This window comes from Psychrobacillus sp. AK 1817 (genome assembly GCF_008807035.1).
Lineage (GTDB): Bacteria > Bacillota > Bacilli > Bacillales_A > Planococcaceae > Psychrobacillus > Psychrobacillus faecigallinarum.
Genome location: NZ_CP031739.1, coordinates 2,465,384 through 2,490,245 on the forward strand (window position 1 = coordinate 2,465,384; position 24,862 = coordinate 2,490,245).

General features: G+C 38.3%; 17 protein-coding genes and 2 rRNA genes. 10 read left to right on the forward strand and 9 right to left on the reverse strand.

The features are described 5' to 3' along the window. Positions 1-19 precede the first annotated feature (19 nt). The 9 genes from D0S48_RS12270 to dnaA all read right to left on the reverse strand — a co-directional run bounded on the left by D0S48_RS12270 (position 20) and on the right by dnaA (position 14,970). Positions 20-2,947 (reverse strand): 23S ribosomal RNA (locus D0S48_RS12270). A gap of 196 nt (positions 2,948-3,143) precedes the next feature. Then, a 16S ribosomal RNA gene (locus D0S48_RS12275) occupies positions 3,144-4,697 on the reverse strand. The 16S and 23S rRNA genes sit together here, the layout of an rRNA operon. Before the next feature lie 384 nt (positions 4,698-5,081). Beyond that, entirely contained in the window at positions 5,082-6,191 is a 1,110-nt protein-coding gene (locus D0S48_RS12280) for an HD-GYP domain-containing protein (RefSeq protein ID WP_151111899.1), read from the reverse strand. 106 nt (positions 6,192-6,297) lie between these two features. Further along, positions 6,298-8,808: a DNA gyrase subunit A gene (gyrA, locus tag D0S48_RS12285; protein WP_144540306.1), complete on the reverse strand. Its 2,511-nt coding sequence runs from the start codon at positions 8,806-8,808 to the stop codon at positions 6,298-6,300. 27 nt (positions 8,809-8,835) lie between these two features. Beyond that, positions 8,836-10,758 (reverse strand): DNA topoisomerase (ATP-hydrolyzing) subunit B, encoded by a 1,923-nt coding sequence (gene gyrB, locus D0S48_RS12290; RefSeq protein ID WP_151113809.1) that lies wholly within the window; start codon positions 10,756-10,758, stop codon positions 8,836-8,838. A gap of 48 nt (positions 10,759-10,806) precedes the next feature. After that, on the reverse strand, positions 10,807-11,919 hold the full coding sequence (gene recF, locus D0S48_RS12295) for a DNA replication/repair protein RecF (protein WP_144540304.1): 1,113 nt from the start codon (positions 11,917-11,919) through the stop codon (positions 10,807-10,809). Between the two features lies 1 nt (position 11,920). Next, positions 11,921-12,148 (reverse strand): S4 domain-containing protein YaaA, encoded by a 228-nt coding sequence (gene yaaA / locus D0S48_RS12300; RefSeq protein ID WP_144540301.1) that lies wholly within the window; start codon positions 12,146-12,148, stop codon positions 11,921-11,923. 165 nt (positions 12,149-12,313) lie between these two features. Beyond that, positions 12,314-13,450: a DNA polymerase III subunit beta gene (gene dnaN / locus D0S48_RS12305; RefSeq protein ID WP_144540300.1), complete on the reverse strand. Its 1,137-nt coding sequence runs from the start codon at positions 13,448-13,450 to the stop codon at positions 12,314-12,316. Positions 13,451-13,620: 170 nt separating this feature from the next. Beyond that, the gene (gene dnaA, locus D0S48_RS12310) at positions 13,621-14,970 is read right to left on the reverse strand and encodes a chromosomal replication initiator protein DnaA (protein WP_370455696.1); all 1,350 of its coding nucleotides are present in this window, start codon (positions 14,968-14,970) and stop codon (positions 13,621-13,623) included. A gap of 561 nt (positions 14,971-15,531) precedes the next feature. On the opposite strand from dnaA, the gene rpmH reads away from it, so the two are divergent. The 10 genes from rpmH to D0S48_RS12360 all read left to right on the forward strand — a co-directional run bounded on the left by rpmH (position 15,532) and on the right by D0S48_RS12360 (position 24,852). Continuing rightward, on the forward strand, positions 15,532-15,666 hold the full coding sequence (gene rpmH / locus D0S48_RS12315) for a 50S ribosomal protein L34 (RefSeq protein WP_144540295.1): 135 nt from the start codon (positions 15,532-15,534) through the stop codon (positions 15,664-15,666). Positions 15,667-15,736: 70 nt separating this feature from the next. After that, positions 15,737-16,081, forward strand: coding sequence for a ribonuclease P protein component (gene rnpA / locus D0S48_RS12320; protein ID WP_144540293.1), 345 nt, complete (start codon positions 15,737-15,739; stop codon positions 16,079-16,081). A gap of 66 nt (positions 16,082-16,147) precedes the next feature. Beyond that, positions 16,148-16,924 carry a membrane protein insertase YidC gene (gene yidC / locus D0S48_RS12325; protein ID WP_144540291.1) on the forward strand — a complete coding sequence of 259 codons (777 nt, stop codon included), beginning with the start codon at positions 16,148-16,150 and terminating at the stop codon, positions 16,922-16,924. After that, positions 16,921-17,679, forward strand: coding sequence for an RNA-binding cell elongation regulator Jag/EloR (gene jag / locus D0S48_RS12330; RefSeq protein ID WP_144540289.1), 759 nt, complete (start codon positions 16,921-16,923; stop codon positions 17,677-17,679). Before yidC ends, jag begins: the two co-directional genes overlap by 4 nt. Before the next feature lie 430 nt (positions 17,680-18,109). Next, the gene (gene mnmE / locus D0S48_RS12335; protein WP_144540287.1) at positions 18,110-19,495 is read left to right on the forward strand and encodes a tRNA uridine-5-carboxymethylaminomethyl(34) synthesis GTPase MnmE; all 1,386 of its coding nucleotides are present in this window, start codon (positions 18,110-18,112) and stop codon (positions 19,493-19,495) included. Positions 19,496-19,517: 22 nt separating this feature from the next. Further along, positions 19,518-21,407 carry a tRNA uridine-5-carboxymethylaminomethyl(34) synthesis enzyme MnmG gene (gene mnmG / locus D0S48_RS12340; RefSeq protein WP_151111901.1) on the forward strand — a complete coding sequence of 630 codons (1,890 nt, stop codon included), beginning with the start codon at positions 19,518-19,520 and terminating at the stop codon, positions 21,405-21,407. A gap of 23 nt (positions 21,408-21,430) precedes the next feature. Continuing rightward, positions 21,431-22,147 (forward strand): 16S rRNA (guanine(527)-N(7))-methyltransferase RsmG, encoded by a 717-nt coding sequence (gene rsmG / locus D0S48_RS12345; protein ID WP_151111902.1) that lies wholly within the window; start codon positions 21,431-21,433, stop codon positions 22,145-22,147. Positions 22,148-22,234: 87 nt separating this feature from the next. After that, positions 22,235-23,107 carry a nucleoid occlusion protein gene (gene noc / locus D0S48_RS12350; RefSeq protein ID WP_144540281.1) on the forward strand — a complete coding sequence of 291 codons (873 nt, stop codon included), beginning with the start codon at positions 22,235-22,237 and terminating at the stop codon, positions 23,105-23,107. Between the two features lie 148 nt (positions 23,108-23,255). Further along, on the forward strand, positions 23,256-24,017 hold the full coding sequence (locus tag D0S48_RS12355; protein ID WP_144540333.1) for a ParA family protein: 762 nt from the start codon (positions 23,256-23,258) through the stop codon (positions 24,015-24,017). Then, a complete protein-coding gene (locus tag D0S48_RS12360) occupies positions 24,010-24,852 on the forward strand; it encodes a ParB/RepB/Spo0J family partition protein (protein WP_151111904.1) in 843 nt (280 codons plus the stop codon). Before D0S48_RS12355 ends, D0S48_RS12360 begins: the two co-directional genes overlap by 8 nt. The last annotated feature ends 10 nt before the right edge of the window (positions 24,853-24,862 follow it).

The window sequence follows — 24,862 nt, forward strand, 5'->3', positions numbered from 1 at the left end:
ATTAATGGAAACAAACAATTTGGTTAAGTCCTCGATCGATTAGTATTCGTCAGCTGCACGTGTCGCCACGCTTCCACCCCGAACCTATCTACCTCATCGTCTTTGAGGGATCTTACTTACTTGCGTAATGGGAAATCTCATCTTGAGGGGGGCTTCGTGCTTAGATGCTTTCAGCACTTATCCCGTCCACACATAGCTACCCAGCGATGCCCTTGGCAGAACAACTGGTACACCAGCGGTGTGTCCATCCCGGTCCTCTCGTACTAAGGACAGCTCCTCTCAAATTTCCTACGCCCACGACGGATAGGGACCGAACTGTCTCACGACGTTCTGAACCCAGCTCGCGTACCGCTTTAATGGGCGAACAGCCCAACCCTTGGGACCGACTACAGCCCCAGGATGCGATGAGCCGACATCGAGGTGCCAAACCTCCCCGTCGATGTGGACTCTTGGGGGAGATAAGCCTGTTATCCCCGGGGTAGCTTTTATCCGTTGAGCGATGGCCCTTCCATGCGGAACCACCGGATCACTAAGCCCGTCTTTCGACCCTGCTCGACTTGTAGGTCTCGCAGTCAAGCTCCCTTCTGCCTTTACACTCTTCGAATGATTTCCAACCATTCTGAGGGAACCTTTGGGCGCCTCCGTTACACTTTAGGAGGCGACCGCCCCAGTCAAACTGCCCGCCTGACACTGTCTCCTACCCGGGTTACGGGTATGGGTTAGAATTTCAATACAACCAGGGTAGTATCCCACCGACGCCTCCTCCGAAGCTGGCGCTCCGGGCTCTAAGGCTCCTACCTATCCTGTACAAGTTGCACCAAAATTCAATATCAAGCTACAGTAAAGCTCCACGGGGTCTTTCCGTCCTGTCGCGGGTAACCTGCATCTTCACAGGTACTATAATTTCACCGAGTCTCTCGTTGAGACAGTGCCCAGATCGTTACGCCTTTCGTGCGGGTCGGAACTTACCCGACAAGGAATTTCGCTACCTTAGGACCGTTATAGTTACGGCCGCCGTTTACTGGGGCTTCAATTCGCACCTTCGCTTGCGCTAAGCACTCCTCTTAACCTTCCAGCACCGGGCAGGCGTCAGCCCCTATACTTCACCTTACGGTTTTGCAGAGACCTGTGTTTTTGCTAAACAGTCGCCTGGGCCTATTCACTGCGGCTCTTCTAGGCTATACACCCAAAAGAGCACCCCTTCTCCCGAAGTTACGGGGTCATTTTGCCGAGTTCCTTAACGAGAGTTCTCTCGCTCACCTTAGGATTCTCTCCTCGACTACCTGTGTCGGTTTGCGGTACGGGCACCTCCCACCTCGTTAGAGGCTTTTCTTGGCAGTGTGAAATCAGGAACTTCGGACTAAGTCCTCGCCATCACAGCTCAATGTTACAGAGTGCGGATTTGCCTACACTCACACCTCACTGCTTGGACGTGCATAACCAACAGCACGCTTACCCTATCCTACTGCGTCCCCCCATCACTCAAACGGTGGGGTGGTGGTACAGGAATATCAACCTGTTGTCCATCGTCTACGCCTATCGGCCTCGACTTAGGTCCCGACTAACCCTGAGCGGACGAGCCTTCCTCAGGAAACCTTAGTCATACGGTGGATGGGATTCTCACCCATCTTTCGCTACTCATACCGGCATTCTCACTTCTAAGCGCTCCACCAGTCCTTCCGGTCTGACTTCAACGCCCTTAGAACGCTCTCCTACCACTGATACCAAAGGTATCAATCCACAGCTTCGGTGATTTGTTTAGCCCCGATACATTTTCGGCGCAGCGTCACTCGACCAGTGAGCTATTACGCACTCTTTAAATGATGGCTGCTTCTAAGCCAACATCCTGGTTGTCTAAGCAACGCCACATCCTTTTCCACTTAACAAATACTTTGGGACCTTAGCTGGTGGTCTGGGCTGTTTCCCTCTTGACTACGGATCTTATCACTCGCAGTCTGACTCCCAAACATAAATCATTGGCATTCGGAGTTTGTCTGAATTCGGTAACCCGGGATGGGCCCCTAGTCCAAACAGTGCTCTACCTCCAAGATTCTAACGTTTGAGGCTAGCCCTAAAGCTATTTCGGAGAGAACCAGCTATCTCCAGGTTCGATTGGAATTTCTCCGCTACCCACACCTCATCCCCGCACTTTTCAACGTGCGTGGGTTCGGACCTCCAGTAAGTGTTACCTTACCTTCATCCTGGACATGGGTAGATCACCTGGTTTCGGGTCTACGACCACATACTCATTCGCCCTATTCAGACTCGCTTTCGCTGCGGCTCCGTCTTCTCAACTTAACCTCGCATGTAATCGTAACTCGCCGGTTCATTCTACAAAAGGCACGCCATCACCCGTTAACGGGCTTTGACTATTTGTAGGCACACGGTTTCAGGGTCTATTTCACTCCCCTTCCGGGGTGCTTTTCACCTTTCCCTCACGGTACTGGTTCACTATCGGTCACTAGGTAGTATTTAGCCTTGGGAGATGGTCCTCCCGGATTCCGACGGAATTTCACGTGTTCCGCCGTACTCAGGATACACTCTGGAGGGAATGAATTTTGGACTACGGGGCTTTTACCCTATCCTGCGGACCTTTCCAGGTCGCTTCATCTAACTCATTCTTTTGTAACTCCGTATAGAGTGTCCTACAACCCCAAGAGGCAAGCCTCTTGGTTTGGGCTCTTCCCGTTTCGCTCGCCGCTACTCAGGGAATCGAATTTTCTTTCTCTTCCTCCAGGTACTTAGATGTTTCAGTTCCCTGGGTGTGTCTCAGATGCGCTATGTATTCACGCAAATGTACTGCCCCATTACGGGCAGTGGGTTTCCCCATTCGGAAATCTCCGGATCGAAGCTCACTTACAGCTCCCCGAAGCATATCGGTGTTAGTGCCGTCCTTCGTCGACTCCTAGTGCCAAGGCATCCACCGTGCGCCCTTATTAACTTAACCTAAAAGTTAAAAGTACTACACTTGCAATCACGTAAGTGATCACAATTTGAATATCTTGCGTTTGTTTCTTTTTTGATGTCGTTTTATCCAGTTTTCAAAGAACAATTTAAATGCTCATCATAAAAATGAACACTCAAAACTGAACTGCAAAACGTTAAGATACAGATAAAGATCTGTATTCCGAATATATCCTTAGAAAGGAGGTGATCCAGCCGCACCTTCCGATACGGCTACCTTGTTACGACTTCACCCCAATCATCTGTCCCACCTTCGGCGGCTGGCTCCCAAAAGGGTTACCCCACCGACTTCGGGTGTTACAAACTCTCGTGGTGTGACGGGCGGTGTGTACAAGGCCCGGGAACGTATTCACCGTGGCATGCTGATCCACGATTACTAGCGATTCCGGCTTCATGTAGGCGAGTTGCAGCCTACAATCCGAACTGAGAACGGTTTTATGGGATTAGCTCACCCTCGCGGGGTTGCGACCCTCTGTACCGTCCATTGTAGCACGTGTGTAGCCCAGGTCATAAGGGGCATGATGATTTGACGTCATCCCCACCTTCCTCCGGTTTATCACCGGCAGTCACCTTAGAGTGCCCAACTAAATGCTGGCAACTAAGATCAAGGGTTGCGCTCGTTGCGGGACTTAACCCAACATCTCACGACACGAGCTGACGACAACCATGCACCACCTGTCACCGCTGTCCCCGAAGGGAAAAGCCTATCTCTAGGCCGGTCAGCGGGATGTCAAGACCTGGTAAGGTTCTTCGCGTTGCTTCGAATTAAACCACATGCTCCACCGCTTGTGCGGGCCCCCGTCAATTCCTTTGAGTTTCAGTCTTGCGACCGTACTCCCCAGGCGGAGTGCTTAATGCGTTAGCTGCAGCACTAAGGGGCGGAAACCCCCTAACACTTAGCACTCATCGTTTACGGCGTGGACTACCAGGGTATCTAATCCTGTTTGCTCCCCACGCTTTCGCGCCTCAGCGTCAGTTACAGACCAGAAAGCCGCCTTCGCCACTGGTGTTCCTCCAAATCTCTACGCATTTCACCGCTACACTTGGAATTCCGCTTTCCTCTTCTGCACTCAAGTCCCCCAGTTTCCAATGACCCTCCACGGTTGAGCCGTGGGCTTTCACATCAGACTTAAAGGACCGCCTGCGCGCGCTTTACGCCCAATAATTCCGGACAACGCTTGCCACCTACGTATTACCGCGGCTGCTGGCACGTAGTTAGCCGTGGCTTTCTAATGAGGTACCGTCAAGGTACGAGCAGTTACTCTCGTACTTGTTCTTCCCTCACAACAGAGTTTTACGATCCGAAAACCTTCTTCACTCACGCGGCGTTGCTCCATCAGACTTTCGTCCATTGTGGAAGATTCCCTACTGCTGCCTCCCGTAGGAGTCTGGGCCGTGTCTCAGTCCCAGTGTGGCCGATCACCCTCTCAGGTCGGCTACGCATCGTCGCCTTGGTGAGCCGTTACCTCACCAACTAGCTAATGCGCCGCGGGCCCATCCTGTAGTGACAGCCGAAACCGTCTTTTAACATTCCCCCATGTGAGGAAATGGATTATTCGGTATTAGCCCCGGTTTCCCGGAGTTATCCCAATCTACAGGGCAGGTTGCCCACGTGTTACTCACCCGTCCGCCGCTAAATCAGAAGAAGCAAGCTTCTTCATCATTCGCTCGACTTGCATGTATTAGGCACGCCGCCAGCGTTCGTCCTGAGCCAGGATCAAACTCTCCATAATAGAGAACTTAAAAAGCTCATTTTGTTTTGCTGGCATCATCATTAAATGATGTCAAAAATTGTTTTGCGTCAATACAACCGAAGTTGTTTGATGCTATATGTCTTAACGTTTTGCATGTTCAGTTTTCAATGTTCATGTGTTTTTTTCGTCTTGTTTTGACGACTTCTCTATATTATCAAGGTTTCAAAGATAAGTCAACACTTTAATCAAATAAAACTTAAAACTATTTTAAGAAAGAGATATTCTTTAAATAGTTTTAAGTTTTTAGTCATGTTTCCTAATGAATCTATATAATTATCGACTACTTTTATAATGCTTGGTAAGTCTTTCTGGTTCTCAAAGTTTTACTTCTATACTTACATATAGATAACTCTAAAAAGATTATTAATCAATTATACTTTCTATATGTAACGATCGTTTAGCTGCTAAGTCTAAGATTTGGCCAGTTTCAGACAATCGTATCATAGGTCTCATCGGAGAATCTCTATGGATAAAGATAATCTCTCCTAGCTCTCCATCTGATAATCTCACTCGAGTGGATATTGGTAAATCGCATACAAGAGAGATGAGTGCATTAACTGCTTCAATATTGTATTTTCCAAACTCTTCTTCCTTAATCATTTCCAATACTTTAAAAGAAGAGGCTCTTGCTCGATATATTCTCTCAGAGGTCATTGCATGGTATACATCTGCGACTGCAATTATTTGAGCAACCAAAGAGATATTTTCCATTTTTTCTCCCTTAGGATAACCACTACCGTCTAGACGTTCATGGTGTTGGAAGATTCCTAATTTTGTCTCTGGCTTTAACAGCGGACTATCTTTGATAGCTTGAAAGCTAAAAATAGTATGTTTTTTAATTTCTGAGAATTCATTTTCTGTAAGAGGAGTCTTCTTTTCTCTAATCTTCTGATCAATCTTAGCCATTCCTACATCAGCTAAAAGGCCTGCGGTAGCTATTTGATTGATTTGTCCAGAAGTGTATTGAAGTTTCCTTGCAATTGCTCCAGATAGCATCCCCACTGCCAACGAATGATGTGCTATGTATTTATCAATGGATGAATAACTATTTAGAAGAGAAAATATTTGTTTTTCTTGCATCGCTCGATCTATTAAAGGCATTACTATATGCCTTAACTTTGCAACATCCACCTTCACTCCAGCTTCCCAGGAAGAAAATTCTTTATAGAAGTTACTTACAGATTCATTATATAACGTTTTAAAGTTAGTTTTATTAAGGGATAGAGAATTACTTTTTTCTACAATAACACGTTCCTTGTTATTAAGTTCTAGAATTTCTTCTTCTGACCTATTAAAGATATTTTCAATTGACACAGGTACTTTAGTAACGTTGAAGGCTCTTAGTACTTCTAAATGCTCTCTTGTCAGCCTTGTATCTTTACGCATAATTGGGTATTTAGTGTTCACAAAAAGATCTTCGGCAACGATACTACCAATTCTAATTTCATCTAAATTTTGTAAAGTATATTCCATTTTATACCCTGCTTTTCTTTTATTTTCCTTAATTATACTAAATTTTTTTCAATTTTGTATATGTAAAAAAATCACCCTTAAACTAAGTTTAAGGGTGATTTAGTAATTATTCTTCTATTGAGGTAGAATCATCTTCATTGTTAGAAGCTACTTCTTCTACAATTTCATCGTCTGTTTCTTCTTCCTCATCTTCTTTTGCAACTTTAGCAACGGTAGCTATTAACTCATTATTTGATAATCTCATCAGGCGCACTCCTTGAGTGCTTCTTCCTGTAATTGAAATGTCATTAACATCCATACGGATTAACATTCCATTTATCGTGATTAACATTAAGTCTTCTAAACCTTCCACTGCCTTCACAGCACATAAAGGTCCATTTTTCTCAGTGATTTGGCATGTTTTCACACCCATCCCACCTCTAGTTTGTAATCGATATTCTGATTCTGGGGTACGTTTTCCATATCCCTTCTCAGTTACTACTAGGATTTCTTGACCAGGTTCAATAATTTCCATACCGACAACGTAATCGTCATCCTTCAAGCGAATTCCTCTTACTCCACCAGCTGTACGACCCATAGAACGAATATCAGTTTCTTCAAATCTTACAAGCTTGCCTTGTCGTGTACCAATTATAATTTGTTTTTTACCGTCTGTTAAACGAACTGCAATGAGTTCGTCCTCATCACGTAAAGAGATAGCTATTAAGCCATTAGCACGAATATGAGCAAAACCTGACACTGGTGTACGTTTTGTTACACCATGCTTAGTTGTGAAGATAAAATAGCTATCTTCCTCAAACGTTGCCATTGGAATCATAGCAGTAACATGCTCGTCTTTTTCAATTCCTAATAGATTAATGAGTGGTAGACCTTTAGCTGTGCGTCCATACTCTGGTATCTCAAATCCTCTTGCACGATAAACCTTACCTTTATTAGTAAAGAATAGAATTGTGTCATGAGTTGATGTATTCAATAAATGTTCTACGAAGTCATTTTCATTGGTGCCCATTCCTTGAACTCCACGACCACCACGTTTTTGACTCTTGTACGTATTTGCAGGCAAACGTTTAATATACCCTTTATTTGTTAAAGTAAGCACAGAGTTTTCAACCGGTATTAAATCTTCGTCCTCAAATACCTCTACTCCACCAGCTACAATTTCTGTTCTACGATCATCAGAGTATCGATCTCTAATTTCAGTAATTTCTTCACGAATAATTTCTATCACTCGATATTCATTAGCTAAAATGAATTTAAGTTCTTCAATTAGTTCTACTAAAGCTTTATATTCTTCCTCAATCTTATCGCGCTCTAATCCTGTCAAACGTTGTAAACGCATATCTAGAATAGCTTGTGCTTGGCGTTCTGATAAATTAAATTGTTCAGTTAAGCCTCTTTTAGCTTCCTCACCTGTTTGAGATGAACGGATCAATTTAATAATTTCATCGATATGATCTAAAGCAATACGTAAACCTTCTAAGATATGTGCTCGATCTTCCGCTTTATTCAATTCAAATTGTGTACGTCGGCGAATAACCACTTTTTGATGTTCTAAGTAATAGTAAAGCATTTCTTTAATGTTAAGTACTTTAGGTTGGTTATCTACTAAAGCTAACATATTGATACCAAAGCTGGATTGAAGAGCTGTTTGTTTATATAAGTTGTTAAGTAAAACGTGAGAGTTAGCGTCTTTGCGTACCTCAATTACAATACGCATACCATTACGATCTGACTCGTCGGCCAAATGAGTAATTCCATCAATCTTTTTATCGCGTACTAGTTCAGCGATTTTCTCTATTAAACGAGCTTTGTTAACTTGATAAGGTATTTCTTTAACAATGATAACTTCTTTTCCACTAGGTTTTTGCTCAATTTCCACTTTTGCTCGGATTAAAATAGAGCCCTTACCAGTTTCATAAGCACGACGAATACCGCTTCGACCCAAAATAATCCCGCCCGTTGGGAAATCAGGACCAGGAATAATATTCATCAATTCCTCTATAGTAATAGCAGGATTTTCAGATAAAGCTAAAACACCATTAATAACTTCTCCCAAATTGTGAGAAGGAATATTTGTAGCCATTCCTACTGCAATACCTGAAGCACCGTTTACTAGTAAATTAGGATATCTACTTGGTAAGACAACAGGCTCTCTTTCTTGTCCATCATAATTATCTTTATAATCAATTGTATTTTTATTTATATCTCTCAATAACTCTAAAGCAATTTTGGACATACGCGATTCCGTATAACGCATCGCAGCTGCTCCATCTCCATCTACGGATCCAAAGTTACCATGACCATCTACGAGCATATAACGATAACTAAAATCTTGTGCCATACGTACCATTGCTTCGTATATAGATGAGTCACCATGAGGATGGTATTTCCCCATAACATCCCCAACGATACGAGCAGATTTCTTATGAGGCTTATCTGGTGTATTTCCTAACTCTTGCATCCCATATAAAATTCGACGATGTACGGGCTTTAATCCATCACGAACATCTGGTAAAGCACGGGACACAATTACACTCATCGCATAGTCAAGAAAGGATGTTCTCATTTCTGTACTAATATTGATCCCTTTGACACCTTTATTCGGTATTTCTGACATCCTAAAGACCTCCAGTTAAACACATTCTTAAATATCTAAATTTTTCACATAAACAGCATTATCTTCAATAAATTGACGTCTTGGCTCTACTTCTTCCCCCATTAATTGTGTGAAGACTTCGTCTGCCTCCATCGCATTGTCAAGGTTGACCTGAAGTAATGTACGATTGTCAGGATCCATAGTAGTTTCCCATAATTGAGTAGCATCCATTTCTCCTAGACCTTTATATCGTTGAATATTTGGTTTTGAAGTTTTCGGCAATCTATCTATAATTTCTTTCAATTGCTCATCATTATAACAATACTCCACATGTTTACCTTGTTTCACTTGGTATAGAGGCGGCTGTGCAGCATATACATAACCTGCTTCAATCAATGGTCTCATAAATCGGAAGAAAAATGTAAGTAATAATGTTCGGATGTGTGCTCCGTCTACATCGGCATCCGTCATGATTATAATTTTATGATAACGTGCTTTTTCCAATATAAATTCTTCACCGATACCTGTACCAAGCGCTGTTATCATTGTACGGATTTCTGCATTACCTAGGATTCTATCTAATCTAGCTTTTTCTACATTTAGGATTTTACCTCTTAAAGGTAGAATGGCTTGGAAATGTCGATCACGACCAGACTTAGCAGAGCCTCCTGCAGAGTCACCCTCTACAATATATAATTCACTTTCAGCTGGAACTCGGGAAGAACAGTCCGCTAGTTTACCAGGTAGACTTGAAACCTCTAGTGCAGATTTGCGACGGGTTAACTCACGTGCTTTTTTCGCAGCAACACGAGCACGTGCAGCCATCAGCCCCTTGTCGACAATTTTTCGAGCAATTTGAGGATTTTCTAATAAAAATCTATCGAAACCTTCAGCAAATAAACTATTTGTTATAGTACTTACCTCTGAGTTACCTAGCTTCGTTTTTGTTTGGCCTTCAAATTGAGGATCTGGATGTTTTACCGATACGATAGCTGTTAAACCTTCTCGTACATCATCTCCAGATAAATTAGTATCTGCCTCTTTTAGCAATCCATTTTTTCTTGCATAGTCATTGATAACGCGTGTAAGCGCAGTTTTAAAGCCAGACTCATGTGTTCCGCCTTCATACGTATTAATATTATTTGCGAAAGAAAGAATATTAGATGAATATCCGCCATTGTATTGCATAGCAATTTCTATAGATATTCCATCTTTTTCTCCCTCTACAAATATTGCTTCTTCCGTAATAGGCTCTTTTGATTTATTTAAATCTTCTACGTAAGACTTAATACCGCCTTCATATAGATACTTAACTGATTTTTCTTGGCCATCTCTTTCATCTGCAATCGTAATAGATAATCCTCGGTTCAAATAAGCCAATTCTCTTACACGGTGAGCTAGAATATCATACTCATACACTGTAGTTTCAGTAAAAATCTCTGGGTCTGCTTTAAATCTTGTAGTAGTTCCTGTTTCTGATGCATCTCCAATGATTTCAAGAGAAGAAACAACAGCACCACGTTCAAATTTAATACTATGCATTTTTCCATCACGTTTTACATATACTTCTGTATGTTCGGACAAGGCATTTACAACTGAAGCACCAACACCATGAAGTCCTCCTGAGACTTTATAGCCTCCGCCGCCAAATTTACCGCCGGCATGGAGCACTGTCATGATTACTTCAACTGCTGGTTTTCCCATTTTTTCTTGATTGTCTACTGGGATACCACGGCCATTGTCTTCTACTCGAATCCAATTTTCTTTTTCAATCGTCACTATAATGTGATCACAATACCAAGCAAGAGCTTCGTCAATACTATTATCAACAATTTCCCATACAAGATGGTGAAGACCCTTAGAGCTAGTAGTACCTATATACATCCCTGGACGTTTTCTTACTGCCTCTAAACCTTCTAATACTTGTATCTGATCAGCATCATAAGATGGTTGTAATTCTTTTTCTTCCATTGCCAACTTGCTCACCCACTCTTTCATCACTTCAATAATGGTGAATCTTTACTTTATAACTGCTCCTTGCTCCACGTGGAACATTCTCGCCTGTTGAATAGTATCATGGGCAATTCCTTCTACACTTGTAGTCGTAACAAAGGTTTGAACATCGCCATGAATAGTCGTCAATAGATGAGATTGTCTGTAGTCATCTAATTCCGATAATACGTCATCCAGCAATAAAACAGGAGCTTCACCTACCTCCTGTTTTATCAATTCGATTTCAGCTAATTTAAGAGATAAAGCCGTGGTTCGTTGTTGTCCCTGTGATCCGTATGTTTGGACATCATAGTTATTCACAAAAAATTGGAGGTCATCACGATGTGGTCCATATAATGTAACTCCCCGATCTAACTCTCTTTTTTGACTATCAAATAACTTCTTTTCCATGCTGGCCTTCATAGCATCTTCAGACCAATCCGCTTTGATACCTATAGTAGAGTCATATACAACTGTGAGTTTTTCTAACCCTCTAGAAATACCGAAATGTATCGGTTCCGCCCACTTTTGAAGCAAATCCATAAATTGAAATCTTTTTTGGATAACTTTTACCGCTGCATCTATATATTGTTCTGTATATACGTCGAACATGACATCCGTTAACTTAGGTTTTCCTTGATTTTGTTTTAATATATGGTTTCTTTGTTTCAATATCTTTTGGAATTGAAGCAAATCATGTAAATATCTTGGAGATATTTGTCCAATTTCCATATCTAAAAATCGTCTTCTAACTAGCGGACTTCCTTTTACTAAAAATAAATCTTCTGGAGCAAACATCACTACGTTCAATTGACCAATATAGTCACTGAGTCTGCTTTGTTCTAAATGATTAACTTTAGCCTTTTTACCTTTTTTAGACAAGATCAATTCCAAAGGGATTCGCCCATATTTTTTTTGAATATCACCTTTTATTTTACCATACTCTGCTTCCCAACGTATCAATTCTTTGTCATTGGAAGTTCTATGAGATTTTGCCATAGATAAAACGTAAAGGGATTCCATTAAATTCGTCTTTCCTTGAGCATTTTCTCCAATAAGAACATTAATCTTCGAGGAAAAATCCAGCTCGATTGAATCGTAGTTACGGAAGTCATTTAATTCGAGTCGTTCAATATACATATTACTCTCCGTTCTCAGGTCCAATCATTAGAAATTTTCCTACTCCTGGAATATTCACTACGTCTTTGTTTCTTAATTTTCTTCCTCTTCTTTGATCTACTTCTCCATTTATATATACTGGATTTTCGCTCAAAAACCATTTGGCCATTCCACCTGAATCTATAGCGTCTGTCATTTTAAGTAATTGACCAAGCGTAATATATTCCGAGTCAAATCGAATCTCTTCCACTAATCATCCAACCTCTTCTCATTTTCTTTATCCCTTCATTTTACTCTAATAAAGTAAATAAGTAAAAAAGATAGCCACAATTAGTGACTATCTCTGCTTATATTGTTTTTTTAAAGATAAAAAAGTTTTCTCTTATCGGAGCAAACAAGGGTGCTTACATGTTTCTTAGTAAGTTCTTACCGGTAATATCAGTTGTAAAATAGAATCGTCATGGACAGACTTCAATACAAATGGTCTCATTGCGCCTGAGAATAGAATTTTTACGTCTTGTCCATCGATTGCCTTTAAAGCATCCATCATATATTTAGCACTGAAAGATATTTTAAGTTCTTCACCATCAATTGTTTCTGCTTGAATTTCTTCTTCAACTTTACCTATTTCGGGAGAGTTGAAAGAAACTTCTACTGAGCTTTGATCGATTGTGGAAAAGCGAACTACGTTGTTTCTTTCTTCACGAGCCAACAATGAAGCTCGGTCAATTGCTTGTAACAATGATTTACTATTTACGACAATGGTGGTTTTATATTCACTTGGGATTAAACGAGATGTGTCAGGATAATTTCCTTCTAACAATCTAGAATAGAACAATACATCTTCAGTTTTAAATAAGATTTGTTGTTGTGTCATAACAATAGCTACTTCTGAAGAAGTTTCTTCTAAAATTTTGTTCAGTTCATTTAAGCTTTTCCCTGGAATAACCACACTGTATGCTTCTTCAGGTAAATCTTTTAAAGCTGTTTTTCTTTTAGCAAGGCGATGGCTGTCTGTTGCAACACAGTGTAATTCTCCATCGTTAACCTGCCAGTTTACACCGGTTAAAACAGGACGGTTCTCAGATGTGGAAACGGCAAAAACAGTTTCTTTAATTATTGACTTTAACAAATCAGACGGAATAAAGAATTGATGTTCCTCTTCTAATTGTGGAAGCAAAGGATATTCACTAGCGTCTAGACCAATTAAGTTAAATTCTGATTTACCTGAGCGAATATATGTTTGAAATTGATTTGTTACTTCAATTTCAACATCATTGGTAGGTAATTTACGTACAATCTCATTAAATACTCTAGCTTGTAATACAATAGATCCTATTTCTATTACTTTTATTATTTGTTCTCCGTTTTTCTCCACTGGTATGAAAGTTTGAATTGTAATATCTGAGTCACTACCAGTTATATATAATCCTTCTTTTGTTACTTCTAATTTTAGGCCAGTTAATATTGGAATAGTTGTTTTAGAACTAACTGCTTTCATAACATCATTTAGTCCATTCAATAAACTATCTCTCATTACATCGAATTTCATTTTTATACCTCACTTATATAATTATTATTTATTAAAAGATTAATAGATATAGTAATAGGGCCTGTGGATATGTTGATAACTACATATTTCGCTATAATCCGCCACATATCCCCATGTGTATAAGTTGTTCTTAAGTATAGCACCTAAAATACAACTTATCCACAATGTGATTATCTTCCGAGGATAGATTTAATTTGCTTTACATCGTCCTGCAAATTCATATCTACCTTTAGCATTGTGGAAATCTTCTCATGAGCATGGATCACAGTTGTGTGATCTCTTCCCCCAAATTCTTCTCCAATTTTAGGTAAAGAGAAGTCGGTTAATTCTCTAGAGAGATACATTGCTACTTGACGAGGAAAAGCTATAGATTTTGTACGCTTTTTAGCAGTAAAATCCTCTAAGCGAATATGGAAATGTTCTCCTACAACCTTTTGAATATCTAATATAGTAATGATTCTTGGACGTGCGTTTGGCAATATATCTTTTAATGCTTCAGCAGCTAAATCTATATTTATATCTTTATTGACAAGTGAAGAATAGGCCACCACACGTATTAGGGCGCCTTCTAGTTCACGTATATTTGAGTCTATCTGATTTGCAATGTAGGCCATTACTTCATCGGAAATATCTAAGCCGTCCGCGCGGGCTTTTTTACGTAAAATTGCAATTCTCGTTTCTAGATCTGGAGGAGCTATATCAGTTATTAATCCCCACTCAAAACGAGATCGCAAACGGTCCTCTAATGTCGGTATTTCTTTTGGTGGACGGTCACTTGAAATAACAATTTGCTTCGATTCTTCATGTAAAGCGTTAAAAGTATGGAAAAATTCTTCCTGAGTTGATTCTTTTCCTGCAAGGAATTGAATATCATCTATAAGAAGCACGTCGACATTTCGGTATTTGTTACGGAAATCAACTGCTTTGTTATCTCTAATGGAGTTGATAAATTCATTTGTAAACTTTTCAGAAGATAAATAAACCACTTTTGCATTCGGATTGTGTTCTTGAACATAATGTCCAATCGCATGCATTAAGTGGGTTTTTCCTAATCCTACCCCTCCATATATAAAAAGAGGATTATATGCTTTTGCTGGTGCCTCTGCGACTGCCAAAGAAGCTGCATGGGCAAAACGGTTGCCGGAACCAATGACAAAGGTATCAAAGGTGTTCTTGGAGTTAAGCATCCCAGGTGAAAAGTCAGGTTGATTGTCTGGAGGTACCGGTGTTTTTGGCTTTGGTACATCAAAATCTTCAAAGTCTTGTCCTTTTGGAACTACAAAAGAAATAAGTAGTTCATTGCCAGTCAACTCTGTAAGAATACCAGCAATTAGGTGAACATAATGATTCTCTAGCCAATCCCTTGCAAAGGAATTTGGCGCAGCTATGGTCACAGTCTCTCCTTTGTAAGAAAGCATCTTAGTAGATTTTAACCACGTTTCAAAGCTTGGTTTGGATGTTTTCTTTTCAACTTCAGAGAGAACCTTAGCCCAAAGTTCTTCTAAGTGTTCCAATAACATAAACTCCTTTTCTATAGATTAATAAGAGATAATTTCTCTCTTACTTATTTACGAGCATTATTTTTTCCAATAAAGAAAATGAATAATTTTACTTTATATTTATATGTATAATTTAGGTTATATACACAAATCCACGGCCTGTGGATAAACTTTATAAACGTATGGGGAAAAACTTGTCCACAGATTACTAACAGTTGTGGATAATAAAAAATCGCATATTTCGTTTGAAAAAGTAAAACACAGATATCGTATCAAAAAAACGTAGTGATTACAAGATATTTTAAAGTTATCCACAATATTAAAATAATTAACAGTGAGAGTTGTCCACAGTATAGGAGTATGTTAAAAACATGTTCATAAGCTATGTGGATAATTTTTCTGTCGAAAATTGTTATTCACAGGAGTTTGGGAAAAAGCTATAAAGAATGTGGATAAGAATAAGAGAGAGGTTAGACTTGCGGTGTCTAAATAAATATTGACAAATATAGTATAGTTTTTATATAATATCGGAGACTGTCTAAGGAACATTTTAAAGATGATCACTCAGGAGGTGTCATATAGATGAAACGTACATTCCAACCAAATAGCCGTAAAAGAGCAAAAAATCACGGTTTCCGCGCACGTATGAGTACTAAGAACGGTCGCCGCGTAATAGCAGCACGTCGTGCAAAAGGAAGAAAAGTATTATCAGCATAATCATAAGTCCACTGACCAATTCAGTGGTCTTTTTTTTCTTTCAAAACGATTAGTTGGAGCAGGTGAATGGATGAATAAGAAACAACGTATTAAAAAAAATGCTGAATTCCAGCAAATTTTTAAAAAAGGCAAATCATTTGCGAACAGACAATTTGTTGTTTATAAGCTAGAAAACGAACATGACTTTTTTCGTATAGGGTTATCTGTCAGTAAAAAAGTTGGTAACGCCGTAGTTCGTAATCGTATTAAACGGTATATTCGCCAATCTTTTTTAGAGCTGAATGATTCAGTAGATACAAGCAAAGACTATATTATTATCGCCCGAAACTCGGCGGCCACATTAGATTTTCATGAAACGAAAAAGAGTCTGGAGCATGTTTTGAAAGTAGCAAAGGTTATAAAAAAGAAAAGCTAATGAAGTCTTTTCATTGAAGTGTTAAGATAGTGAAAGATAGAATGTATATTAATAGGGGGAAGAAGGTTGAAAAGAAAATTACCTTTACTATTATTATTAATAGTAATGACTGCTTTACTAGCGGGTTGTACGGAATTCAATGAGCCGATCTATAATACTTCGGAAGGCTTCTGGAATGAATACATCGTTTGGCCATTAGTGTCAGCCATAACGTTTTTTAAAGGAATTTTAGGAACGTATGGTTTGGGGATTATTGCTGTTACGATTATTATTCGATTAGTAATCTTACCATTAATGATCAAGCAAACAAAAAACTCTAAAGCAATGCAAGAGATACAGCCAGAGATGCTTAAGCTGAAAGAAAAATACAGTTCAAAAGATGCTGTAACACAACAAAAGTTCCAACAGGAAATGATGGCTTTATACAAAGATAGAAAGATTAACCCTGCTGCAGGATGTCTACCAGTCTTTATACAAATGCCAATCTTAATCGGTTTCTACCACGCAATTAGCCGAATGAATAATACTCCTGAGATTAATTTGGGAGATTTCTTGGGCTTTGCTTTAGCAGAACCGAGTATTATTCTTGCAGTATTAGCTGGTATTATGCAATTAATAGTGTTAAGAACTGGTCCAGCGATGGACAACCCTCAAATGAAGATCATGATGTATATAATGCCATTTATGATTATGGGATTTGGTATCGTATTACCAGCCGCATTAACATTGTATTGGGTAATCGGTAATATTATTTCTATAATCCAAAATTTATTCATTTATAAACCTTGGAACAAAGAAAAGAAAGTACCTGTTAAAGCAAAAACGGGAGGGGCCAAAAAATGAAGCAGATTACACAGACTGCACCTACGAAAGAGGAAGCTATAAACGTTGCACTAAAAAAACTTGAAGTATCGAGAGAAGATGTGTCAATTACCGTAGTGGAAGAAGGTAAAAAGGGCTTTTTAGGATTTGGAGCAAAGCCTGCAGTTGTTGAAGTAACTGTTTTAATAAAAGAAGAGCCTTCTAAGGAAGTTATTATTGAGGAACATGTAAAAGAGTCAATAACTGAAAAGACATTTCCGGATGAATCCTCTGTAAAAGAAGACATAAAGGAAATGATAGAATCCAGTGAGACACCAAGTAACGAAGAAGCGGTAGCAGAAACTATCCAATATATCAAAACTATCGCTAAGGAAATGGAAATAGAGGATTTAGTCATTACAGAAAAAAGAGAAGGCAAATTTATTTATCTCCACTTAAATAGTGAGAAAGCAGCATTGTTAATAGGGAAACGAGGTCAAACATTAAATGCTTTAGAAAAACTATCCCAATTAGTTGCTAACAAATTTTCTCAATCATTTATCCTTATAAAGCTAGATGTTGGTAATTACCGTGAAAGAAGACAAGAATCTTTAGAACAATTAGCTGAGCGTATGGCAGATAAAGCAGTACGTACAGGGCAACCAGTTGAATTTGAGCCTATGTCCTCATCGGAGAGAAAGATTATTCATAATGCTTTATCTTCGAGAGTAGATATAGAAACTTACTCAGTGGGAACTGAGCCAAACAGATATTTAGTTATAGAATCAATAAAATAAGCAAAACGGGTTTTAGCTTAATTACAAGCTGAAATCCGTTTTCTTCTTTTGAGTGCACGCTTTGTTCTTAAATACAACTCGGCAAAAGCTCTATACTATAAAGTCAAACTTTTATTTAAAGCGTAAAGGAAACCATTATGGAGGGATGTTTTATTGGATTTCATAGAGCGTCTATAATTTTTGTTAAAAATGTATACAGTGAAGCGTAAACTCAAGCGTGTTGGGCAAAATATATTTTTAATAAGAAAAATAATATAATTTCCTGGAGTTAGCAAATAATTACTTGGAAGCGTGCTATTTTTGTTCACATAATTAAAAGTAACTATGCTTCTGATTTAGGCTAAAATATGTTATTGTTATATGTTAGATAGTCATGTTCGTTTTAGTTATTCACATGTGGATAACTAAATGTGCAAGGAGGTGTACGTTGATGGAATTTGATACAATAGCTGCAATTTCTACTCCATTAGGAGAAGGAGCAATAGCTATAGTTAGACTTAGTGGGACAGAGGCGATTTCAATAGCAAATAAGGTTTTCCGTTCGCCAAATGGAAAAAACTTAGCAGAGCAGCCCTCACATACCATTCATTATGGACACTTAGTCGATCCAAAGACCAATGATGTAGTAGAAGAAGTCATGATCTCTCTTATGAAAGGTCCAAAGACGTTTACGAGAGAAGACGTAGTAGAGATAAATTGTCACGGTGGACTAGTTACAGTTAATAGAGTCCTCCAGTTAATACTTATAAATGGTGCACGGCTTGCGGAACCTGGTGAGTTTACAAAACGTGCTTTTTTAAATGGACGAATAGATCTGTCACAAGCTGAAGCAGTAATGGATTTAATAAGGGCGAAAACGGACAAAGCGATGAATGTGGCTTTGGGTCAAATGGACGGTCGTTTATCAAGGCTTATTAAGACATTAAGACAAGCCCTCCTTGAGACTTTAGCTCAAGTTGAGGTGAACATTGATTATCCAGAATATGACGATGTTGAAGAGATGACGCTTCCTATGATGATTGAAAAAGGAACCTGGGTGAAGGAAGAGATTGAAAAGCTATTAATTACTTCTTCCCAAGGGAAAATCCTAAGAGAAGGTCTTTCCACTGCTATTGTTGGAAGACCGAATGTAGGAAAATCATCTCTTTTAAATAGTTTAATTCAAGAAAATAAGGCAATTGTTACAGAAATAGCAGGAACTACAAGAGATATTATAGAAGAATATGTAAATGTACGTGGAGTCCCTTTGAAGTTGGTTGACACAGCGGGTATTCGAGAAACAGAGGATATAGTGGAACGGATTGGTGTAGAAAAATCACGCCAAGTTTTGAAAGAAGCGGATTTAATATTGCTTGTTTTAAATAACGCTGAACATCTATCCGACGAGGATAAAAGAATATTCGAGACTATTAAAGGAATGGATTATATTGTCATTATTAATAAGACAGATCTTCCTAACAAACTAAATTATGATGAAGTGAAGCAACTGGCAGGTGACAAGCGAGTAGTAACTACTTCTTTATTAAAAGAAGAGGGAATTGATGAGCTAGAAGAGTCAATATCCTCCTTGTTCTTTGAAGGAAATATTGAAGTATCGGACATCACCTATGTATCTAACGCTCGCCATATTGCTTTGTTGAATTTAGCTAAATCCACGATTACCGATGCTATAGAAGCAGCACATAATCATGTGCCGGTAGACATGATACAAATAGATGTCACTAGAACATGGGAAATATTAGGAGAGATAATTGGGGATACAGTTGAAGAAAGTTTGATTGACCAATTATTTGCTCAATTTTGTTTAGGAAAATAAAAAACGAGAGGAAGTTACGAACATGCCAAACTTTGAAGCAGGCAAGTTCGATGTGATTGTTGTTGGAGCAGGGCATGCCGGTGTTGAAGCCGCTTTAGCCGCTGCCAAAATGGGTGCAAAAACGCTTGTTTTAACAATAAATCTTGATATGATTGCATTTATGCCATGTAATCCATCCATCGGAGGCCCTGCAAAAGGAATTGTTGTGCGTGAAATTGACGCATTAGGCGGCGCCATGGGTAAAGTGATAGATAGAACTCACATTCAAATGAGAATGTTGAATACAGGAAAGGGGCCAGCTGTTCGTGCACTTAGAGCACAAGCAGATAAGGTTCTATACCAAAATGAGATGAAAAGATTGCTTGAGGAACAAGATAATCTTACAGTCCATCAAGCAGTTGTCGAAGAGCTTCTAGTAGAAGATGAAAAAATTGTTGGTCTAATTACACAAGTTGGAGCAGTTTATCGTTCTGAAACTGTTGTAATTACTACGGGGACGTTTTTACGCGGTGAAATTATTATTGGGGATCTTAAATATTCTAGCGGACCAAATAACCAACAGCCGTCCATTAAACTAGCAGATAGCATTCGTGATTTAGGCTTTGATCTAGTACGTTTTAAAACGGGAACTCCACCGCGTGTAAATAGTAAAACAATAGATTATAGTAAAACAGAGATTCAGCCAGGAGATGATGTTCCTAGAGCATTCAGCTTTGAAACTACTGAATTTATTATGGATCAATTACCATGTTGGTTAACTTATACGAGCTCAGAAACACATCAAATTATTAACGATAACTTACATTTGTCTCCAATGTATTCTGGTATGATTAAAGGAACAGGTCCAAGATACTGTCCTTCCATTGAAGATAAAATTGTAAGATTTAATGATAAACCACGTCATCAAATTTTCCTTGAGCCTGAGGGACGAAACACGAGAGAAGTTTATGTGCAAGGTCTTTCAACAAGTCTTCCAGAGCACGTGCAGCGTAGACTTTTGGCTTCAATCCCAGGGTTAGAACATGCAGAAATGATGCGCGCAGGTTATGCAATTGAATATGATGCAATGGTACCAACGCAGCTATGGCCTACATTAGAAACGAAAAAAGTGAAAAACTTATATACAGCTGGACAAATTAATGGAACTTCCGGATATGAAGAAGCAGCAGCGCAAGGTTTAATGGCAGGAATTAACGCTGCGCTTAGAGTATTTAATAAGGAAGAGAGAGTACTTAGCCGCTCGGATGCCTATATTGGAGTTCTTATAGATGATTTAGTTACAAAAGGTACTAATGAGCCTTATCGTTTATTGACTTCAAGAGCGGAATATCGCTTATTGTTACGCCATGACAATGCAGATTTAAGATTGTTAGAAATTGGATATAATATTGGCTTAGTGCCAGAAGAGCGGTATAATAAATTCTTAGAGAAAAAGAAAAGAATTGAAGAAGAACTTAAACGTTTACGTTCGATTATTATAAAACCAAATGAGGATACTCAAGAGGTTATTCGTAATGCTGGTGGAAGTGAGCTAAAAGATGGTATTCGAGCTTCCGATTTACTAAAAAGAACAGAAATGAATTATGACTTAGTTGCACAGCTTGTTCCCCTAGAAGTAGAGCTTAACGAAGAAGAAAAGGAACAAATTGAAATACAAGTTAAATACGAAGGTTATATAGAAAAATCTCTTCAACAAGTAGAAAAGCTTAAAAAAATGGAGAATAAAAAAATCCCTGATCAAATTGATTACAATGCAATCTCCGGACTAGCAACTGAAGCAAAACAAAAGTTAATGCAAGTTAGACCACTATCAATTGCACAAGCATCTCGTATTTCAGGAGTAAACCCAGCGGATATTTCTATTCTACTTATTTACATTGAGCAAGGTAAAATAGCTAAAATTACTGGATAGTCTTAAACAATGAGGAGAACAACATGAACGAAGAACAATTTAAAAAAGCCCTCTCTGAAAAGGGATTTGAGCTAACGGAAGTACAGTTAGGACAATTTAGAAAATACTTTGAATTACTTGTGGAATGGAACGAGAAAATGAATTTAACAGCTATTACAGATGAACCATCTGTATATTTAAAACATTTTTTTGATTCTATAAGTGCTTCTTTTTATGAGGATTTTAATGGTTCCTTTACTGTATGTGATGTTGGAGCAGGGGCAGGGTTTCCAAGTATTCCATTGAAAATTTGTTTTCCAAATCTTAAAGTGACAATTGTTGATTCCTTAAATAAGAGAATTCAATTTTTAACTCATTTAAGCAAGGAATTAAATTTAAAGGATGTACATTTTGTTCATGCTCGTGCTGAGGAATTTGGACAAAATAAGGATTATAGAGAGCAATATGATCTTGTTACTGCTAGAGCGGTAGCAAGACTCTCTGTACTTTCAGAGCTATGTATTCCACTTGTAAAAGTTGGAGGAAAATTTATAGCAATGAAAGCTGCAAGTGCATTAGATGAATTAAATGATGCACAAAGAGCTATTAATATATTAGGCTCTGAAAAAAGTGCGGAGTATTCTTTTCTATTACCGATAGAAAATAGTGAGAGAACGTTATATGTCTTTTCTAAAATTAAAAGCACACCGAAAAGATACCCTCGAAAACCAGGTATACCAAATAAGACTCCTATTATTTAATGAGGAACGTTCCACGTGAAACATTATTAAATTATTTTCTTTATCGAGAACATAAGTAAAGAGTATCTAAAAGGTGGTGCTAGTTAGATGAAAAGTCCTTTCTCACGTTTTTTCGGAGGTTCTGAAAAGCAAGGACAAGATCCAGTCGTTGAGGCTACGCAGACTAATAACGAAGAAGTAGTACATGTAGCCATAGAGAAGATAGTTCCTAATAGGTTTCAACCTAGGACTGTTTTTGATGATGCAAAAATAGAAGAGCTGGCACGTACAATTCATACACACGGAGTAATTCAACCTATTGTCATTCGAAAAATGGAAGATAATAAGTATGAAATAATAGCAGGTGAACGCCGTTTCCGTGCGATGTCCAAGTTGAAATGGACAGAGGTACCTGCCATTGTACGTAATTTAAGTGATAAAGAGACAGCATCTATTGCATTGATTGAAAACCTTCAAAGAGAAGAACTGACTGCAATAGAAGAAGCTGTGGCATATCAGAAACTATTAAAGCTACATGAGTTAACGCAAGAGGCGCTAGCTCAAAGGTTAGGCAAGGGTCAATCTACCGTTGCCAATAAATTGCGCTTGCTAAAATTACCTAAAGAGATCCAACAAGCAATAATGGATAAAAGGTTATCTGAAAGACATGCTAGGTCCCTCATGCAAGTGAAGGATGAAGAAGTACAAATCAAGTTAATGAACGAATCTATTGAACAGCAATGGAACGTGAAGCAACTAGAAGAAAAAGTGAATGAAATTGTTAATCCTCCTGTAAAAGAGGAAAAGAATGCTTCAAAGCCTAAAAGAAAAGCGATTAGTAAAGACGTGCGTATTGCTTTAAATACAATTAAGCAATCACTTAGTATGGTGACTAAAAGCGGAATCAATTTAAAAACAGAAGAAGAAGACACGGAAGATTTTTATCAAATTACAGTAAGAATTCCTAAGAAGAAATCATAAATAGAAATTATACTATATTTATTTTTATATTAAACTCTCACTATTTTGTGAGAGTTTTTCTTTTAATACAATAATAACATTCATTTTTCTGTAAAATTTGATAGAATGGTAGAGAGTTGTTTTTATTTTTATGAAAGTAGGTGCAAGAGTGGGAAGAATTATTGCAATAGCCAACCAAAAAGGTGGTGTAGGTAAGACTACTACATCAGTGAACCTCAGTGCCTGCCTTGCATACTTGGGCAAGAAGGTTTTGTTGGTGGACATTGATCCTCAAGGAAATGCTTCTAGTGGAGTTGGAGTTAATAAAGGCGATGTAAATCAATGTATTTATGATGTGTTAATAGATGATGTAAGTGTGAAAGATACTATTTTAGAAACGAAAGTAGAGAATTTACATATAGTTCCTGCTACCATTTCTTTAGCTGGTGCAGAAATAGAACTAGTATCTACCATTTCCAGAGAAGTACGATTAAAAAAAGCGCTTCAGGAAGTACAAGCTGACTATGATTTTATTATTATAGATTGTCCTCCTTCACTTGGTCTATTAACAATTAATTCGCTTACTGCTGCTGATGCTATTATTATTCCAGTACAGTGTGAATTTTACGCATTAGAAGGATTAAGTCAGTTATTAAGTACCATTAGATTGGTTCAAAAACATTTAAACAAAACTCTAGCAATTGATGGAGTATTATTAACAATGTTTGATGCAAGAACTAATTTAGGTATACAAGTTATTGAAGAAGTTAAAAAATATTTTCAAGATAAAGTTTATAAATCTATTATTCCAAGAAATGTTCGTTTAAGTGAAGCGCCAAGTCATGGGGAGCCAATTATTATTTATGATCCAAAGTCAAGAGGGGCAGAAGTGTATTTAGAACTTGCGAAGGAAGTGATTCGTCATGGCTAAAGGGCTAGGAAAGGGAATTAACGCTCTTTTTCCCGGAGAAGATACTAAACCAGAAGAAAAGGTAGAGCAGATCACTATAGCTGATATTAGACCGAACCCATATCAACCTAGAAAAATATTTGATGATGAAGCATTAATAGAGTTATCTGAATCTATTAAAGAACATGGTGTCCTGCAACCTATTATAGTTAGAAAAAAGGGTTCTAAGTTTGAGATAGTGGTTGGTGAACGTAGATTTAGAGCCTCAAAGAAAGTTCATTTAGAAGAAATTCCGGCTGTTATTAGAGACTTTAACGATCAACAAATGATGGAGCTTGCGATTCTAGAAAACCTACAAAGAGAAGATTTGACTCCGATAGAAGAAGCAGAGGCTTATCAAAATCTAATGGAAAACCTAGGATTAACCCAAGAACAATTAGCCTTTAGACTAGGGAAAAGTAGACCGCACATCGCAAATCATATTCGTTTACTTTCTTTACCTGAAATAGTTAGAAATGCGGTTTCCGAAGGTAAGCTTTCCATGGGACATGGTAAAGCATTATTAGGTTTAAAAAAGAAAAAAAATATACCTTTAATTATGCAAAAGACTATTAAAGAGAATCTCAATGTAAGGCAGCTAGAAGCGTTAGTCCAAAGATTAAATGAAAATGTTCCACGTGAAACAAAAAAGGTAGAAAAGGATATTTTTACTTTGGAAAAGGAATCTGAACTAAGAGATTTTTTTGGAACAGCAGTAAAGATTACGAAGAATGAAGAAAAAGAAAAGGGTAAAATAGAAATTGAATTTTACTCTAAAGATGATTTAGAAAGAATTTTGAAACTGCTTGAGGATTAAAAATGACCTA